This window comes from Streptomyces sp. NBC_00490, assembly GCF_036013645.1.
GTDB lineage: Bacteria > Actinomycetota > Actinomycetes > Streptomycetales > Streptomycetaceae > Streptomyces > Streptomyces canus_F.
In genome coordinates, this window is record NZ_CP107869.1 from 4,488,433 (window position 1) to 4,506,140 (window position 17,708).

Here is a 17,708-nt window from a genome sequence, read left to right on the forward strand (position 1 = left end):
GCAGTCCGTCGGAGGCCCTCTCTCCCTCGGACGATCCGCATCGGGATCGCCCGACCGCCATCAGCAGCGACGTCTGGCTCCGTCCCAAGCTACACCGGTACGCCCGGGTGCCCCCAGTCCACCTCCGAACACATCGAGCCGATCACGAGGCAGCCGCGAGAGGAGGGTCGGGGTGGCCGCGCCATCGATAACAGGACACCCACGATCGTCGGACCAGGAGCCAACAGGCCGTGACAATCCGGGATTTTTGAACCTTTGAGCGGGGCGGCACGTGCTGCAGGATGCAGGGGATCGGGAACAGCTGATCGATCTTGCGGGGCGTCCGGGACGGCGTTCCGTGCGAACAATGGCGTTAGGAGATCGACGTGACCAGTCCGGCCGGCCCTCCCCCCACGGGCGGCGGCAGTGGCGAGCAGCAGAGGTTGAGGCTGCTCGCGGTGACCGCCTGCCCGACCGGCATCGCGCACACGTACATGGCGGCCGAGAAGCTCGCGCAGGCTGCCGAGAGCCGCGGCATCGACATGAAGGTGGAGACGCAAGGGTCCATCGGGGCCGAAAACGTACTTGATGACAACGATGTCAGCACCGCGGACGGCATCATCGTCGCCGCGGACAAGGATGTGGACCTGAGCCGTTTCGTGGGCAAGCGGGTCCTGACGGTCGGGGTGGCGGAGGGGATCCACCATCCCGAGCAGTTGATCGAGCGGGTGCGGTCGGCGCCCGTGCACCAGCCGGACGGGGCGAGTGCGCCCGCGGCCGGTGCGGGCGGTGGCAAGGAGCGCAGCGTCGGGTACAAGGCGCTGATGAACGGGGTCAGCTACATGATCCCGTTCGTGGTGGTCGGCGGGTTGCTGATCGCGATCTCGCTCTCGCTCGGCGGACACACGGACCCGTCGGGCGGTCTGGTCATCCCGAAGGACTCCTTCTGGATGGACGTGAACAACATCGGCGTCATCGGCTTCACGCTGATGGTGCCGATCCTGTCGGGATACATCGCGTACGCCATCGGCGACCGCCCCGCCCTCGTACCCGGCATGATCGGCGGCTGGATCGCCAACACCGGTTCGCTGTACGACTCCAAGGCGGGCGCCGGGTTCATCGGGGCGATCGTGACCGGGTTCCTCGCGGGGTATCTGGTGTTGTGGATCAAGAAGGTCAAGGTCCCCAAGTTCGTGCAGCCGATCATGCCGATCATCGTGATCCCGATCGTGGCGACCACGGCGCTGGGGCTGTTCTTCATCTACGTCATCGGGAAGCCGATCTCCTGGGTGTTCGAGCACCTGACCAGCTGGCTGAGCGGGATGACGGGCACGAGCGCGATCCTGCTCGGCGCGATTCTCGGGCTGATGATCGCCTTCGACATGGGCGGGCCGGTCAACAAGACGGCGTTCCTGTTCGGCACGGGGCTCATCGCGACCGGCAATCAGACGGTCATGGGCATGTGCGCGGCCGCGATCCCGGTCATGCCGTTGGGTCAGGGCCTGGCCACGCTGATACGCAAGCGGCTCTACACCGAGCAGGAGAGGGAGACCGGGCTCGCCGCCCTGTTCATGGGCTGCTTCGGTATCTCCGAGGGAGCGATCCCGTTCGCGGCGGCGCGGCCCGCGCAGGTCATCCCGGCGAACATGCTGGGCGGCGCGGTGGCCGGTGCGATAGCCGGGGTCGCCGGGGTCGAGGACGCGGTGCCGCACGGCGGGCCGATCGTGGCGGTGCTGGGCGCGGTGAGCGGTGTGCCGATGTTCTTCGTGGCCGTGGTGATCGGAACGGTCGTCACCGCGCTCACGACGGTCGCCCTCGTCGACATCGGCGAGCGGAGGCGGCGCGGCGAGGCGGGCGTCGGGGTGCCGTCGGTCGGGCCCGAGCCGGTGCTGGTCGGAGCGGGTGCGGGTGGGACGCCGGGTGGCGGGAGCGTCGTGGCGCAGAAGGTCGTACGTGAGTCCGTGGCGGCACCCGTCGCGAGCGCGGAGGTTCTCTCCGGGTATCTCACCGAGCAGACCGTGAAGACCGAGCTCGACGCGGTCGCCAAGGAGGCCGCCGTGCGGGAGATGGCCGGGCTGCTGGCGCGGACCGGCAAGGTCTCGGACGTCGACGAGCTGGTGACGACCGCGCTGCGACGGGAGGAGCAGGGCACGACCGGACTCGGTGAGGAGATCGCGATTCCGCACGCCAAGACGGACGCGGTGAGCGCGCCGGTCGTCGGGTTCGCGCGGTCCACCGAGGGCATCGAGTGGGGGTCGCTGGACGGTACGCGGGCCAGGTTGGTGTTCATGATCGCCGTACCGGAGGCGGCCGCGGGTGACGAGCATCTGCGGATCCTGGCGCTGCTGTCGCGGAAGTTGATGGACGCCGGGTTCCGGGAGCGGCTCACTGCGGCGCCGGACGAGCGGGCGGTGCTCGAGGTGCTGAGCGAGATCCGGTAGGACGGGGTGTGGTGCGTGCGGGCCCTGGCCACCGAGGTGGGGCCCGCACAAGCCATTCACAGCGGGGCGCTACCCTCTGCCGCCGCGGATGTTCCGTGTGGGGAGGGAGTGGCTGATGGGCAGGGCTCGGGGGCTGGGGATCGCGGCCGTCGTGGTGGGTCTGGTGGGGTTGCTCGCGGGGCTGGGCGGCGTCGGCTACGGACGGTATGCCTTCGGGGGTTCCGTCGTGTCGGGCGAGAGCATGGCGCCGACGTTCGGGCGGGGCGACCGGGTCGTCTTCGAGCGGATCGACGGGAGCGAGGTGCGGCGCGGGGACGTCGTGGTGTTCTCGGCGCCGGACCGGTACGGCGTCGACGCGCTGGTGATCGAGCGGGTCGTCGGAGTGGGCGGGGACCGGGTGACGTGCTGCACCGGGGACGCGCGGGTCACCTTGAACGGGGAGCCGCTGCGGGAGCCCTATCTCAAGGGCGCGGAGGCCGGCGGCGGATTCCCCGCCTACGACGTACGGGTCCCCGAGGGGCGGCTGTTCCTGCTGGGCGACCACCGTGCGAACGCCCGTGACTCGCGGGCCTTTCTCGACGATCACGGCGGGACGCTGCCGACGTCGGCGATCCGGGGGCGGGTGATCGACGACTACACCGTGCCGGTGGTCCTCGGGGTGGCGATGACGGCCGGCGTGGTGCTCGTGCTGGTCGCCGCCGGGCTGGGGATCGCCGCGATGGTCGTACGACGGAAGGCGCGGGCCGTGGTGCCGCCACCGCCGCCCTGGGCGGTGCGGGTCTGACAGCCGAGGGGGCCCACCGGAATTCCGGTGGGCCCCCTCGGTGGGTGTCAGTGGCCGGCGGCGTCGTGCTGCGCCGGTCCTCCGGGTGTCGCCTCTCGGTCGGCGCCCTTGGCGGCCTCGGACGCGCTGAAGATGTCCGGCTCGAGGTAGATCACGCGGGCGATCGGGACGGCCTCGCGGATACGGGCCTCGGCGGCGTTGATCGCGTTGGCGACCTCGGTGGCCGTGTCGTCGTGCTGGACGGCGATCTTGGCGGCGACCAGGAGCTCCTCGGGGCCGAGGTGGAGCGTGCGCATGTGGATGATGCCGGTGACGACGTCGCCGTCGACGATCGCGGCCTCGATCTTCTGGACCGCCTCGATGCCCGCGGACTCACCGAGGAGCAGCGACTTGGTCTCCACGGCCAGGACGAGCGCGATGAGGATGAGCAGGATGCCGATGCAGAGGGTGCCGATGCCGTCCCAGACGCCGTCGCCGGTGGCGAGGGCCAGGCCGACGCCGCCGAGGGCGAGGATCAGACCGATGAGCGCGCCGAGGTCCTCCAGGAGGACGACCGGCAGCTCGGGCGCCTTGGCGTGGCGGACGAACTGCTTCCAGGACTGCCCGCCGCGCAGGCCGTTGGACTCCTTGATGGCCGTCCGGAAGGAGTAGGCCTCGGCGATGATCGCGAAGACGAGGACGCCCACCGGCCAGTACCAGTGCTCGATCTCGTGCGGGTGCTTGATCTTCTCGTAGCCCTCGTAGACCGCGAACATGCCGCCGACCGAGAAGAGCACGATGGAGACGAGGAAGGCGTAGATGTAGCGCTCGCGGCCGTACCCGAACGGGTGTTGCGGGGTGGCCTCGCGCTGGGCCTTCTTGCCGCCGAGCAGCAGCAGGCCCTGGTTCCCGGAGTCGGCGAGGGAGTGGACGGACTCGGCGAGCATCGAGGACGAGCCGCTGAAGAGGAACGCCACGAACTTCGATGCCGCGATCGCGAGGTTGGCGCCAAGTGCCGCCACGATCGCCTTGGTTCCGCCTGTCGCGCTCATGTGTTCGCGTTGTCCCTTCGTATGTCCACGCAGTCCAGGCCTTTGCCCGTCCTTTGCCAGTGGGCCATTGTTGCAGCCCTTCCGGGCAGAGGTGTGTCAGGTGTCCACAGCCCCGGTCATACGATCACAGTGGCCCGGAAGACGGTGCCCGCCCCGGTCACGTCGGCCTTCTCACCTGCGGGAACGAAGACGGACTGACCGGGGTTCAGCTCGTGTTCCCCCGCCCGGACGGAACCCGCCGTGCACAGCAGGATCTGCGGGGTGGCGCGGGTGAGGTCGTGTGCGGCGCCGCCTTCGGGGAGGACGTACCGAGACAGCCGGAACTCGTCGATCGGCGTCTCGTAGACCTCTTCGCCGTCCGGGGACGCCTCGGGGCGCAGCACCCCCGCGTCGGCGGCCTCGAAGCGGACGATGCGCAGGAGTTCGGGGACGTCGACGTGCTTGGGGGTCAGGCCGCAGCGCAGGACGTTGTCGGAGTTGGCCATGATCTCGACGCCGAGGCCGCTGAGGTAGGCGTGCGGGATGCCGGCGCCGAGGAACAGGGCCTCGCCGGGCTGGAGCCGGACGTGGTTGAGGAGCATCGCGGCGATGACGCCCGGGTCGCCCGGGTAGTGGTGGGCGATGTCCGCGTACGGGGCGTACCCGCCGCCGAGGCGGGCGCAGGCCGCCGCGGACTCCGTCACCGTACGGGCCATCTCCTCGCGGTCCGCGCCGAGTACGGCCGTCAGGACCTCACGCAGCGCCGCTTCCTCGGGGTGGGCGTGCAGCAGGTCGACGTACGGCTTGAGGGAGTCCACGCCGAGGCCGGCGAGCAGGCCGGCGGCTTCGAGAGGGGCGCGGAAGCCGCACAGGCCGTCGAACTCGGTGAGCGCGCAGATGAGTTCGGGCTTGTGGTTGGCGTCCTTGTAGTTGCGGTGCCCGGCGTCCACGGGGATCCCGCGGCGCTCCTCGTCCTCGTAACCCTCCTTGGCCTGCGTCAGGTCGGGGTGCACCTGGAGGGAGAGCGGGGCCCCGGCAGCGAGGATCTTGAGGAGGAAGGGCAGGCGGGGGCCGAACTTGGTGACGGCGTCCGCGCCCAGCTCGCGCTCCGGGTCGGCCTCGATGACCTCGACCAGCGTGCCGCGTCCCGTGCGCGAGGGTGCGCCCGGGTGGGCGCCCATCCACATCTCCGCCTGCGGCTCACCGCTCGGGGCGACGCCGAGCAGTGCGGGGATGGCGGTGGTGGAACCCCAGGCGTAGGGGCGGATCGTGTTGTCGAGGCGGTCCATGGGGTTCTTTCTGTACGACGGTCAGAACGGCCTGGGCATGATCAGGTGCCGGAAGCGAGCGCCAGGTAAACCGCGGCGAAATCCGTGATGGCGATCAGTTCCGCGAGGGTCTCCAGTTCGCCGCCCTCCTCCGGTTCCAGCTCGCTGATGGGGGTGTCGTGGCTCAGGGCCAGCTCACGGGCGGCGGGGGCGGCGGAGAGACCGCCGAGGGGACGGTCGCGCAGCAGCACCGCGCGCGCGTGCATCACCGGTGCTTCTTCCACGCGGTCGCGGAAGAAGTCGTCCGGGTCGGCGCTGGCGGCGAGCGGTCCCGCCAGCAGGGCGTTGTGGGCGGCGAGCGCCTCGGGCAGTTCGGCGACGACGGCGGGGCGGCCGGCGAGTTCGGCGAGGGCGGCGGCGAACCGGCGGCCCGCCGGACCGGCCGAGACGCCCTCCGTCCAGATCACCGGGAGCGCGTCGGCGAGTTCGGTGGCCAGGGTCTTGGCGGGATTGCTGTACGTCGCGATGGCCGGGCCGCAGCGTTCGGCGATGTGGTCCAGGCGGTCGGCGACCTTCTCCAGGACGTCCGGCGGGGCGGTGACCAGACCGGTGCGGTCGAGGATCGCGAGCAGCGGGGTGAGCAGGGCCCACAGGATGCCGGGGGCGGACGCGGCGAGGGCTTCGCCCTCCTCGTAGGGGGCCGTCGCCAGGGGTACGAAGAGGCCGTGGGCGCCTTGTACGGCCTCGGTGAGCGGGGTGTTCGCGGGGGCCACGGCGACGACCGTGCAGCCACGGCGGTAGGCCTGGTCGGCGAGGAGGGACAGGCCCGGTTCGGTGCCGTCGGAGGTGGCGATCAGGAGCACGTCGACCGAGCCCGTCCAGCCCGGGAGTTCCCAGCGCAGGGCGCCGGCCGCGGGGGCCACGCCGGTGGGGGCCAGGCGGATGACGGGGCTGCCGGCGCCGGCGAGGGTGCCGAGGAGGTCGGCGACGCAGATGGCGGCGGCGCCGGGGCCCGCGATCAGGACCGCGCGGGGGCGGCCGTCGGGCTTCAGTTCGTTGACGCCGGCCTCGGCGGTGTGCCTCGCCGCGGTGCGGACTCGGGCGCCTGCTTCGGCGGCGCCGCGGAGCAGGCCTCGGCGGTCGGCCGCCGAGAGGGCCTCGGGGGTGTCGAGCAGCGATTCGTCGAGCATGGGCGGCAGCCTCCTGCGATCGCCGGGTTCGTCGGTCACTCGGGTCGCCGTTGCCGGCGCTCCCTGCGGCTGGTCGCCGGGGGACGCTTACGCGGGGCGGCGGGCCTCGTCGACGAGGAGGACGGGGATGCCGTCGCGGACGGGGTATGCCAGGCCGCAGTCCTGGCCGGTGCAGATCAGCTCGGTGTCCTGCTCCTCGAGGGGGGCGTGACAGGCCGGGCAGGCGAGGATCTCCAGGAGGCCGGCTTCGAGCGGCATGGGGTGTCCCTTCGGGGGCGGGCAGGTGCCTGTGCGGATGTGCCTGGTCAGGGTACCGCCGGAGGGGAGGTGGGTGTGGGGGTTGGGGACAGAGTGGGTGGATGGGGCCCGGCGGTGTTCGCACCCGCCGCCCCTACCCGTCCCATCCTCCGAGGGCTGCCGCCCCTTCGACCCCGCCCCCAGGGGGCTCTGCCCCCTGGACGCCATCGGCCCGAAGGACCTCGTCCGCGCGCGTGCCGTCACGCCCGGATGATCGCCAGTACCTCGTCCCGGATCTTCGCCATCGTCGTCGCCTCCCGTGCCTCCGCGTTGAGGCGCAGCAGGGGCTCGGTGTTGGACGGGCGGACGTTGAACCACCAGTCGGAGGCGCTGACCGTGAGGCCGTCGAGTTCGTCCAGGGTGATGTCTTCCCGGGGCTCGTACGCGGCGCGGATCGCCGCCAGGCGGCCGGTCTGGTCGGCGACGGTGGAGTTGATCTCGCCGGAGCCGGTGTAGCGGTCGTACTCGGCCACGAGGGCGGACAAGGGGCCCTCCTGGCCGCCGAGGGCGGCGAGGACGTGGAGGGCGGCGAGCATGCCGGTGTCGGCGTTCCAGAAGTCCTTGAAGTAGTAGTGGGCGGAGTGTTCGCCGCCGAAGATCGCGCCGGACTTCGCCATCTCGGCCTTGATGAAGGAGTGGCCCACGCGCGTGCGTACCGGCGTGCCGCCGTGCTCCTCGACGACCTCGGGCACCGACCAGGAGGTGATCAGGTTGTGGATGATCACGCCGCTGCCGCCGTTCCTGGCGAGCTCGCGCGCGGCGACCAGGGCGGTGATCGCGGACGGGGAGACCGGGTCGCCGTTCTCGTCGACGACGAAGCAGCGGTCGGCGTCGCCGTCGAAGGCGATGCCCAGGTCGGCGGACTCCTCGCGCACCCGCTTCTGCAGGTCCACGATGTTCGCCGGGTCGAGGGGGTTGGCCTCGTGGTTCGGGAAGGTGCCGTCCAGTTCGAAGTACATCGGGACGAGCGTCAGGGGCAGGCCCGCGAAGACCGTGGGGACCGTGTGGCCGCCCATGCCGTTGCCCGCGTCCACGACGACCTTCAGGGGGCGGATGGAGGTCAGGTCGACCAGGCCCCGCAGGTGGGCCGCGTAGTCCTCCAGCGTGTCGCGCCGGCTGATCGTGCCCTGCGTGGCCGTCGGGGCCGGGGCGCCCGAGTCGATCCAGCCCTCGGCCAGTGCGCGGATCTCGGCGAGCCCCGTGTCCTGGCCGACCGGGGCGGCGCCCGCGCGGCACATCTTGATGCCGTTGTACTGGGCCGGATTGTGCGAGGCCGTGAACATCGCGCCCGGCAGGTCCAGCGCGCCCGAGGCGTAGTACAGCTGGTCGGTGGAGCACAGGCCGATCTCGGTGACGTCGACCCCCTGCGCGGCCGCCCCGCGCGCGAAGGCACGCGACAGGCCGGGGGACGAGGGCCGCATGTCGTGCCCGACCACGATCGCGGTCGCCGCGGTCACCCGGACGAAGGCGACCCCGAAGAGCTCGGCCAGCGTCTCGTCCCACTGGTCGGGAACGACACCGCGCACGTCGTACGCCTTCACGAGCTGTGACAGATCAGCAGCCACGGCCTAACCCTTCTCAAAGTCGGTCGGTCGCCCCAAACTACCCGCCCCCACCGACGGCGGTGCCGCGCGTCCCCTGAGTGGAACCTGGACGTAACCTCAGGTCAGGGCAGCATCCACCCCAGAACCGGCGAGCTCTGCCCGACGACGATGAGGCACATCACCAGCAGCAGCCCCAGGCTCCAGGGCAGCACCTTGCGCAGCAGGTCCCCCTCGCGGCCGGCCAGACCGACGGCGGCGCAGGCGATGGTGAGGTTCTGCGGGGAGATCATCTTGCCGAGGACGCCGCCCGAGCTGTTCGCGGCGGCCAGGAGCTCCGGCGACAGCCCCGACTCGCGGGCCGCGGTGACCTGGAGCGCTCCGAACAGGGCGTTGGCCGAGGTGTCGGAGCCGGAGACGGCCACGCCGAACCAGCCCAGCACCGGGGAGAGGAAGGCGAGTCCGGCGCCGGCCGCCGCCACCAAGTGGCCGATGGTGGCCGCCTGTCCGGAGAGGTTCATGACGTACGCCAGCGCCAGCACCGAGGTGACGGTCAGGATCGCGAACCTCAACTCGTGGACGGTGGCGAGCCATTCCCTGACCGCCACGCGCGCGTGCACGCCGAGGACGACCGCCGTGCACAGTCCGGCGAGCAGCACGAGCGTGCCGCCGGTGGCCACGATCGGCCAGGTGAACACGTTGCCGCCGACCGGGTCGCCGTCGGGGCCCACGACGTTCAGGAAGGGCCAGTCGTAGGTCTGGGTCGCCTTCGCCAGCCAGTCCTTGACGGCGGGGATCTGGGCGAGGGAGAAGATCACGACGATCAGGGCGTACGGGGCGTAGGCGCGCACGACGTCACCGCGCGGGTCCGCCTCGTCGAGTTCCTCGCTGCGGGTGCCGGTCAGCACGGACGCGCGTACGGACTCGGTGGCGGGCACGCGGGCGCGGGGGACGGCGACGAGGGCGGCCGCGCCGAGCAAGGCGGCGCCGATGTCGGCGAGTTGGGCGGAGACGTAGTTGGAGGCGGCGAACTGGCCGACGGCGAAGGCGGTTCCGCAGGCCAGGGCGGGCACCCAGGTCTCCCTGAGACCGCGCCGCCCGTCGACGAGGTAGACCAGCACGAGCGGCACCACGAGAGCCAGCAGCGGGGTTTGCCGCCCGACCACGGACGCGACGGTGTCCAGGGGCAGTTCCGTCACCTGGGCGAGCGTCACGACCGGGGTGCCCATCGCGCCGAAGGCGACCGGCGCGGTGTTGGCGACCAGCGCGACGACCGCCGCGCGCACCGGGTCGAAGCCGAGCGCGACGAGCATGACCGAGCAGATCGCGACGGGCGCCCCGAAGCCGGCGAGGGCTTCCAGGAGGGCGCCGAAGCAGAAGGCGACGACGAGGGCCTGGATGCGCGGGTCGTCGGAGAGCCGCCCGAAGGAGCGGCGCAGGATGTCGAAGTGCCGGGTGCGGACCGTCATCCGGTACACCCACAGGGCGTTGACGACGATCCACAGGATGGGGAAGAGGCCGAAGACGGCTCCCTGGGCGCCGCTGGAGAGGGTCTGGCCCAGGGGCATGCCGTACGCGAGCCAGGCGACCAGAACGGCCGTCAGAAGGCCGATGAGGCCCGCGAGGTGGGCTTTGAGGCGGACGCCGCCGAGCAGGACGAGGACGATCACCAGCGGCAGGGTGGCGACGAGGGCGGACAGGCCCAGTGAGTCGGCGACGGGTTCCAGTTCCTGGACGTACACGGGCGCCTCCCCGATTCCGATTCCGTCATGCGGAAAGCGATTTCTCGTTTCGGCTTCCGGAATGGTCGTGTCCGCGCCAAGCGGTCGTCAATGGGTGTGCGTCACTGAGCGGAATATGCACCGAACGCACACAGGAACGGGGGCAGTCGGGCGAGCCCGGGAGAACCGGCTCAGTTGTCGGGCGAGCGCAGCACCCGCAGATGGCCGCGGCGAGCGACCTCCATCGGGTCCGCCGCGCGTCGTCCGCCGGCCTGTGCGGCGCGCTCCTGCGGACGGGCCGCCTCGCGGACCGCGTTGGCAAGCGCTTCCAGGTCGTCACCGCTGGGACGGGCGGGGGTCGAACTGTCGAGGAGCCGGACGACCTCCCAGCCACGGGGGGCGGTGAGGCGCTCGGAGTGCTCGGCGCACAGGTCGTAACAGTGGGGTTCCGCGTAGGTGGCGAGCGGGCCGAGGACCGCGGTCGAGTCGGCGTAGACGTACGTCAGCGTCGCGACGGCGGGGCGGCCGCAAGCGGTGCGCGAACAGCGACGTACAGGGCTCACGATGTTGGACGGTACCGCACTCCTGAGCGGGCCGCGACGACTCTCCACCAGGTCACTCCACCGTGTCGTGGTGTGAAACGCCCCACACGCCCCTCCGGTCACACCTCACTGACCTGCGTAGACATCGCTTTCCAAGATCTCGGACGCTCTGCGGTCCGATCACCAGCCGGTACAAACACGGTCAATTGCCTTGAGATCACCGGTCTCGGAGAGATACGGAATCGAGCCCAACCTTGGCCGGAATGGTCATCCCGCGACATGCCGTATGTGGCGGCCGAACACCGTCGGCGCACCGCGTGGGCCCCGGCGCCCGGCCCCGCCGGGGACTACGCTTCACCAGTGATGGACAACCCCGTACCGCCCCGTGCCGCCGCCCCCGGGCCCCGCCGACGTGACCGCCACGGCAGGGGCATGCGCGGCCCGATCGCCCCGCCCCAGGTACCGCTCGCGGCAAGCCGTGCCGACGCGTTCGCGGACCTGGTGCAGGACTCCGTGGAGCGCCTGGAACGCCGGTGGCCGCAGCTCGCCGACATCGACTTCCTCGTGCTGGAAGTACCCCGGCTGGAGGGCGAGACCTGGAACGACGAGGCGGTCCCCCTCGGCGGCACGATTCCCGCGCGCGAGGGACGCCCCGGACGCGTGGTGGTGTACCGGCGCCCCGTGGAGATCCGCACCAAGGGCCGCGACGAACGCGCGGCCCTGGTGCACGAGATCGTCGTCGAACAGGTCGCCGAACTGCTGGGGCTCACACCCGAGACCGTCGACCCGCGCTACGGCGAGGACTGACCGGCCCTACCTCTGCAGCACCGACACGTCCTGATCGGCCTGCGGCACCTGGACCATGCCCCGGTCGTCCGGCAGCGTCTGCACCGTGAACCCCGGGACACCGTCCTGCGTGTCCGTCAGGGTCCGGGCCGCGTAGACCGGGCCGCCCGACACCGGCTCGACGGTCAGCGCGTACGTGCCCTTCAGACCGCTCGGGACCGGCAGTTCGATGTCCTGCGTGGTGCCGCCCTTGATCGTGTACGTCTTCGAGGCCGCCTTGCCACCGCCGCTGCCCGCCGACGCGGTCACCTGGACCTGCGCGCCGCGGCCGGGGGCCACGAGGGACAGCGTGGTGCCCTTGGCACTGTTGTCGACGACCGTCGCGCGCGTGCCCACCGCGCGCGTGGCCGGAATGAAAGCGGTCTCCTTCTGGTCACCCTTGCCACGGGTGACCCGGACCGCCGCGACGACCGGCACGGACTCGTCGGTCGGCGTCAGCACCAGCGAACCGGCCTCCCCGCGCATGACGTCGCCCAGGTCGACCGCGGTCGTCATGCCCGCCTTGACGTGCAGCGTCTCGTTCCCGGCGGGCGTGATCAGCCCGGACGGCGAGGCGAGCTGCACCTTCAGGTCGGCGTCGGCGTCACCCGGCGTGAAGGCGACCAGGCGTACGTCGGTGGCGTCCTTGGGGATGCCCGGCAGCACGAGACTGGCCGCCGGGTCCGTGGACGCCGCCAGCCAGTCGCCGCCGATCTTGTCGTCGAGGGCCTGCACCGCGGCCCCGACCCGGCCGCTGCGGACGTTGACGTGCACGGTCAGGTTGGTCTGCTTGTCGCTGACGAGCGTGGACAGCAGGATCGGCTCGCTGGAGTGCGGCGGGACGGTGATGTCCTCGCCGGCCGGGGCCTCCAGCGCACCGTCCTTGCCGTACAGCTCGACGTCGACGACGGCCGCCGAGTCGTCGGGGTTGGTCAGGTGGACGTAGTCGGTGCGGTCCGCGTCGGTGCTGGCACCGGGGAACCAGAACTCCGTGTCGGCCGCGGTGCAGTTGACGCCCTGCAGGCCGCGTCCGGTGCCGGCGGCGACCTCGGTGGTCTCCTGCACGGTCCAACCGGGCGCGAACTGGCCCTCGGCGGTCCCGATGAGCGCCGGGGAGTCACCGCCCGAGGTGTCACCCGTGACCGGGGTGCCGGGCTCCTTCGGGGTGAGGACCGGCTTGTCGGCCTTCTTCTTGCCGGACTTCTTCCCGTCCTGCGACTCCTGCGCGGCGGAGACGAGTCCGGCCTCGCCGTCGCTGCCCGCGCCCTCGGTGACGGGCGTGAAGGACGTGTACGACGTCTCGGCGAGGTCGGAGATGCTCGGGCTCGGGCACAGCAGGCTCGTGCGCTCCACGGGCAGCTCGGTGGCGGTCGTGGCGGTGTCCGTGCCGGACGCGTCGGGCGTGGTGAGCGTGGCGAACCCGGTGACGGCGGCGAGGGCGGTCACACAGGCGAACAGGGACACGGTGGTGCGGTTCACTGCTGGCTCCCGTCGGGGTGCTCGCCGCCGTGCTGCTGCGGCTGCGCCGGGTCGTACGTCGCGTCGTAACCCTGGTCGTACGGCTGCCCGTACTGGTCGTACGACGGCTGCTGCGCCTGTCCGCCGTAGGCGTACGGGTCGTACTGGCCGCCCTGGTAGGGGTCCGCGTAGTTCTGCTGGTCGTAGCCGCCCGCCGGGTACTGCTGGGCGGCCTGGTACTGGTCACCGCCGTAGGTGTTGTACTCGGCGCCCTGGTAACCCGCCTGGTCCATCCCGTAGGTCTGCTGCTGCGGAACCGGCACCGGGGTCTCCTCCGAAGGAGGAGAGACGGGCTCGTCGCCCTGGGCGGAGTCCTCGGCCTCGGCCTGGGCGCGCAGACGGCGGGCGCGGCGGCCCTCGCCCTCCACCGCCTGGGCGGGGATCGCGCGCTCCTCCTCGGGGAGGTCGTCGTCGATGTCGCGGCGCCGGCCCGGCAGGGCGAGCACCACGAGGACGACCGCGAGGGAACCCTGCACCCACAGCCAGGCGGTGTGGGTGATCGGGTCGTCGTAGACGACGTCCAGCCTGCCGCCGGAAGCCGGGAGTTCGAAGCCCTGGGCCCAGCCGTCGACCGTCTTGGCGGTCAGCGGCCTGCCGTCCAGGGTGGCCGTCCAGCCCTCGGCGGCGGTGTCGGCGAGGCGCAGGGTGCGGCCGTCGTCGCCCGCCGGGATCGTGGTGTGGATCTCGACGGGTCCCGCGGCGACGAGCGTCGGGGCGCCGGAGCCGCTGACGATGGTGGCGCGGGCGACGTCCTGGTCGACGCGCCACAGCGCGCTGCGGTGCTGCTGGCTGAGCCGGGTCAGGCCCGGGGTGGCGTCCAGAACGCGGGTGACCTCGCGCGGGGCGCCCTTGTGGACCAGGACATAGCGCACCGCGAACTTGCCGAGCTGGTCGGACTGGTCGGCGCCGGAACCGGCGACGAGGTTGGCGACGACCTTGTCGAGGCGGCTGTTCTCGCCGTCGGCGGCGGTGAGCTCGGCGTCGCCGAGGCGGGCGCCGGAACCGCGGACCAGCATGTAGCCGACGTGGGCGGTGGAGTCGCTGTCCAGGACGAGGGTGCGGGCCCGGTCGCGGTTGTTGCTGTCCTCGGCGACGAACGCGGGCACCTGCACCGGGTCGCGTCGCTCGACGGGGCCGTCGGCGCCGCCGAGCATCCAGCCGGCGGCGACGAGCAGCGGGCCCGCGGCGGCGGCGAAGGCGATCAGCGCGGCGACCGGCTGGCGCCAGCCGAAGCTCTGCTCGGCGACACGCGCGCGTGCGCCGTCGGCACCGAGCACGGCGGCCGCCAGCAGGGCGAGGCCGTAGACGAGGGTGGCCGGGCCGGCCCAGGCCGAGCCGTTGGACAGGACCGCGAAGACGAGGCCCGCCAGGGCGACCGTCCAGGCCGTCCAGATGCCGAACTGACGCTCCGAGCGCAGCAGGGCGGCCAGCGCGGCCAGCACGACGCCGATGAGCATCAGCCCGCTGACCGTGCCGGGGCCGCCGGGGCTGGCGCCGAGCAGGTCGAGGGCGGAGGCGGCCGAGGTGCCGTACGCGAGGCCCGCCTCGTCGAAGAACCCGAACGGGAGCAGCGTGAGCGACCAGGGCGCGAGGATCAGCAGGGGCGTGCCGAACTGGGCCAGGAAGCGCAGGCCGTAGGCGGTGATGTCGGCGCGGCGCACGGCCAGGACGCCGAGGCCGAGCAGCAGCGCGAGGGGCCAGATGATCGGCGTGAACGCGGTGGTGACCGTCAGCAGCAGGGCGTACGCCCAGGTGGCGCGCCAACTGCCGCGCGCGTCCGAGGTGTTCGCGAGGCCGGATGCGGCGATGCCCGCGCGGGCGATGAGCGGCAGCAGGATCGCGAGGACGGCGGTGCCGAGGCGGCCGCCGGCGAGGGCGCCGGTGGCGGCGGGCAGGAAGGCGTAGACGACGGCCGCCCACGCGCGCAGGAGCCGCGACTCGACGAGCGGGCGGGAGGCGAAGTAGGCGGTGACGCCGGCCAGTGGCACCGAGCAGACGAGCAGGACCGTGATGGCGAGGCCCGTCGACCCGAACAGCAGGGAGGAGAGCATCGCGACGAACGCCAGGTACGGCGGCGCGGACGTGGTTCCTCCGGCTCCGACCGCGTGCCAGGAGTCGAGGTAGCGCGACCACAGCTCGCCGGAGTCCGCCGGGGCGGGCAGCAGGGCGCCGCCCGTGAGCGCGCCGGCGCCGAGGAGTGCACGGCAGGCGGCCAGCGAGACGAGCAGCAGCACCAGGAAGAGCACCGGTCCCGGCTTGCGGGCGATGCGCTTGACGCGGGCGAACTGCTCGATCTCCAGGAAGTCGGCGTCGTCGCCGCCGGGTCCGGACTCGACCGCGCCGCCGTGTCGTCCCGCGCCCGAGGTGGCTTCGGGGTCGGAGCTGCCGAACAGGTCACCGGCGACCTGTTCGACGGTGGCCCGCACGGTCGCGCCGGGGGGCGGGAACAGCGGCCGCATCTCACCCTTGTCGACCACCGGGGTGCCGCGCCTGCGGCGGCCGGCGACGATCCGCTCGGGCCGCAGCAGTGTGCCGAGCAGGCCGCGGATCTCGTCGAGGGCCTGTCCGGGGACCTTGCCGACGAGGTTGGCGACCGTCCGCAGCACCGTGCCGACGACGAGTCGCAGCAGGACCCAGGGCAGCACGGCCGTACGGCTGTTGACGAGCAGGGTGTAGGCGGCGCCCGCCTTGTCGACCTTGTGCGGGGAGGCCGCGGTGCGGCCCACGCAGTCGACGGCGCGGCGCTCGCGGGAGGCCGCCTCCGCGTGGCGTACGACCGCCTCGGGGGCGACGAGGACACGGTGGCCGGCGGCCGTGGCACGCCAGCACAGGTCGACGTCGTCGCGCATCAGGGGCAGGCGTCGGTCGAAGCCGCCGAGCTGGTCGAAGACGTCGCGGCGCACGAGCATGCCGGCGGTGGAGACGGCCAGCACGGGCCGGACGTGGTCGTGCTGGCCCTGGTCCTGTTCGCGGCGGTCCAGGCCGGTCCAGCGGCGCCCGGAGTGGGCGATGGTGACGCCGACCTCGAGCAGCTGCCGCTTGTCGTACCAGCCGCGGAGCTTGGGGCCCACGACGGCGACGTCGTCCCGGCCGAGCTCCAGCTCGTTCTCCACGACCCTCAGCAGCTGGGCCAGGGCGTCGGGTTCGGGGGCGCAGTCGTCGTGCAGCAGCCACAGCCACTGCACCGGCTCTCCGTGCGGGAGCTCGGGCAGGTCGTAGGCGTCGTCGCGCCACGAGCGCGTGACGGGGTCCCAGCCGCTGGGCCGCTTCAGGTACGGCAGCTCCTCGGGGGTGAGGAGGGGCGCGCTGCGGTTGGCCTCCTCGACGGCCTGGCCGAAGCCGGTGCGGCGGGCCAGGTGCAGCACGTGGTCCGGTCCGAGGGCCTCGGTGACCAGCTGCGCGGACTCGTCCGCGCTGCCGGTGTCGGCGGCCATGGCGAACTGGACGGGGCGCTCCTGGCCGAGCAGCCCGGCGAGCGCGTCGGGCAGCCAGCGGGCGCCGTCGTGGGAGACGAGGACCGCGGTCACCACATGACGCGGAAACTCGGGAGTGGCAGCGTCGTGAGCTGCCGTGTGGCTGTGCACGGACATCGAGGTACGGGCCCCGGTTCGGTGGACTGCGGTGGACGCCTGTGCCCCCAGGGGACAGCGGGGCGTCTCGGACGAGCGCCCACACTATCGGCTGGGCATGGGGACGGCCCGCCGCCTGTGGACAACCCACCTGCGACGGGCCGTAAGTCCCGTATGTGCGTGCCGTGTGGCACCGACCGGTCAGACGGCCGCCTTCTTCAGGCGGCGGCGCTCCCGCTCGGACAGGCCGCCCCAGATGCCGAACCGCTCGTCGTTCGCGAGGGCGTACTCGAGGCACTCGGAGCGGACTTCACAGGACAGGCAGACCTTCTTGGCCTCGCGGGTGGAGCCACCCTTCTCGGGGAAGAAGGACTCGGGGTCGGTCTGGGCGCACAGCGCGCGCTCCTGCCAGCCGAGTTCCTCGTCCGCGTCGTCGACCAGCAGTTGCTGCACCAGCTCGGTCATGTGCGCCCCTCGTCTGTCTTTCGCGTCCCCGTGATCTAGCCGTTACCGATGTCGGCTGAACGACACGAGTGAAATTACAAGTGTGCTGCTCCGGGCGAGTCAAGCCGAGATCTGCTATTGGGCCCCTTATTCACTCTGCGGAACCAAGGCCTAGCAGAAAGTGTTCAAATCGCCATAAACCTTGACAAGCAGATAGGGCCCGGGGGAACTTCCGACCCGCGCAGGACCTGTACGGAGAAGGACGCCCAGAACTTCGATCCCGTTCCGCGCGCCCGGTTGTGCGCCATGTGTCCCGGTAGACCTCTGAACAAACCTTTCACCTCACAGATGGACCGGATGAGGTGAAACATGTCCCACATGTCGGTGTCGAGTTGACAGTGCCGGGTGTGAGCCGCTGTCCTTGTGGGCATGCTCGCGAACTCGGCACTCACCACGACCCGCACCGCCGGGTCCCACGGTGCTGCCCGCGCGCGCTGTAGCTGTTGCTGTCCCAGCTGTTGAGCGACACCCGCTCCGGCTGAAGCCGAGTCGCCCTGCGACTCGGCTCTTCTGTTCCCC

The 17,708-nt window shown here is 71.9% G+C and carries 13 protein-coding genes; 3 read left to right on the forward strand and 10 right to left on the reverse strand.

The genetic code is table 11. The annotated features are described in order from the left end of the window. Positions 1-365 precede the first annotated feature (365 nt). Together OG381_RS20165 and lepB are read left to right on the forward strand one after the other, a co-directional pair. Positions 366-2,420 (forward strand): fructose-specific PTS transporter subunit EIIC, encoded by a 2,055-nt coding sequence (locus tag OG381_RS20165; RefSeq protein WP_327717458.1) that lies wholly within the window; start codon positions 366-368, stop codon positions 2,418-2,420. Positions 2,421-2,535: 115 nt separating this feature from the next. After that, positions 2,536-3,204: a signal peptidase I gene (gene lepB / locus OG381_RS20170; protein WP_327717459.1), complete on the forward strand. Its 669-nt coding sequence runs from the start codon at positions 2,536-2,538 to the stop codon at positions 3,202-3,204. 47 nt (positions 3,205-3,251) lie between these two features. Here lepB and OG381_RS20175 read toward each other — a convergent pair whose 3' ends face one another. The 7 genes from OG381_RS20175 to OG381_RS20205 form a co-directional block, all read right to left on the reverse strand. Beyond that, the gene (locus tag OG381_RS20175) at positions 3,252-4,235 is read right to left on the reverse strand and encodes a cation diffusion facilitator family transporter (protein WP_327717460.1); all 984 of its coding nucleotides are present in this window, start codon (positions 4,233-4,235) and stop codon (positions 3,252-3,254) included. A gap of 116 nt (positions 4,236-4,351) precedes the next feature. Beyond that, positions 4,352-5,503, reverse strand: coding sequence for a mannose-6-phosphate isomerase, class I (gene manA / locus OG381_RS20180; RefSeq protein ID WP_327717461.1), 1,152 nt, complete (start codon positions 5,501-5,503; stop codon positions 4,352-4,354). 41 nt (positions 5,504-5,544) lie between these two features. Further along, positions 5,545-6,672: an SIS domain-containing protein gene (locus OG381_RS20185; RefSeq protein WP_327717462.1), complete on the reverse strand. Its 1,128-nt coding sequence runs from the start codon at positions 6,670-6,672 to the stop codon at positions 5,545-5,547. Positions 6,673-6,759: 87 nt separating this feature from the next. Beyond that, positions 6,760-6,930: a Trm112 family protein gene (locus tag OG381_RS20190; RefSeq protein ID WP_078936097.1), complete on the reverse strand. Its 171-nt coding sequence runs from the start codon at positions 6,928-6,930 to the stop codon at positions 6,760-6,762. A gap of 239 nt (positions 6,931-7,169) precedes the next feature. Beyond that, on the reverse strand, positions 7,170-8,534 hold the full coding sequence (locus OG381_RS20195; protein ID WP_327717463.1) for a phosphomannomutase/phosphoglucomutase: 1,365 nt from the start codon (positions 8,532-8,534) through the stop codon (positions 7,170-7,172). 101 nt (positions 8,535-8,635) lie between these two features. Continuing rightward, positions 8,636-10,252, reverse strand: a complete 1,617-nt coding sequence (locus tag OG381_RS20200) for an L-lactate permease (RefSeq protein WP_327717464.1) — start codon at positions 10,250-10,252, stop codon at positions 8,636-8,638. Positions 10,253-10,422: 170 nt separating this feature from the next. After that, on the reverse strand, positions 10,423-10,842 hold the full coding sequence (locus OG381_RS20205; protein WP_327717465.1) for a DUF3499 domain-containing protein: 420 nt from the start codon (positions 10,840-10,842) through the stop codon (positions 10,423-10,425). Between the two features lie 294 nt (positions 10,843-11,136). Here OG381_RS20205 and OG381_RS20210 point away from each other — a divergent pair, with 294 nt between their 5' ends. After that, a complete protein-coding gene (locus OG381_RS20210; protein ID WP_307037397.1) occupies positions 11,137-11,580 on the forward strand; it encodes a metallopeptidase family protein in 444 nt (147 codons plus the stop codon). A gap of 6 nt (positions 11,581-11,586) precedes the next feature. Here OG381_RS20210 and OG381_RS20215 read toward each other — a convergent pair whose 3' ends face one another. The 3 genes from OG381_RS20215 to OG381_RS20225 all read right to left on the reverse strand — a co-directional run bounded on the left by OG381_RS20215 (position 11,587) and on the right by OG381_RS20225 (position 17,150). Beyond that, a complete protein-coding gene (locus tag OG381_RS20215; protein ID WP_327717466.1) occupies positions 11,587-13,077 on the reverse strand; it encodes a DUF5719 family protein in 1,491 nt (496 codons plus the stop codon). Then, on the reverse strand, positions 13,074-16,706 hold the full coding sequence (locus OG381_RS20220; protein ID WP_327717467.1) for a glycosyltransferase: 3,633 nt from the start codon (positions 16,704-16,706) through the stop codon (positions 13,074-13,076). The genes OG381_RS20215 and OG381_RS20220 overlap by 4 nt, the downstream gene beginning before the upstream one ends. A 180-nt stretch (positions 16,707-16,886) precedes the next feature. Next, positions 16,887-17,150 carry a WhiB family transcriptional regulator gene (locus tag OG381_RS20225; protein ID WP_003990679.1) on the reverse strand — a complete coding sequence of 88 codons (264 nt, stop codon included), beginning with the start codon at positions 17,148-17,150 and terminating at the stop codon, positions 16,887-16,889. Positions 17,151-17,708: the final 558 nt, after the last annotated feature.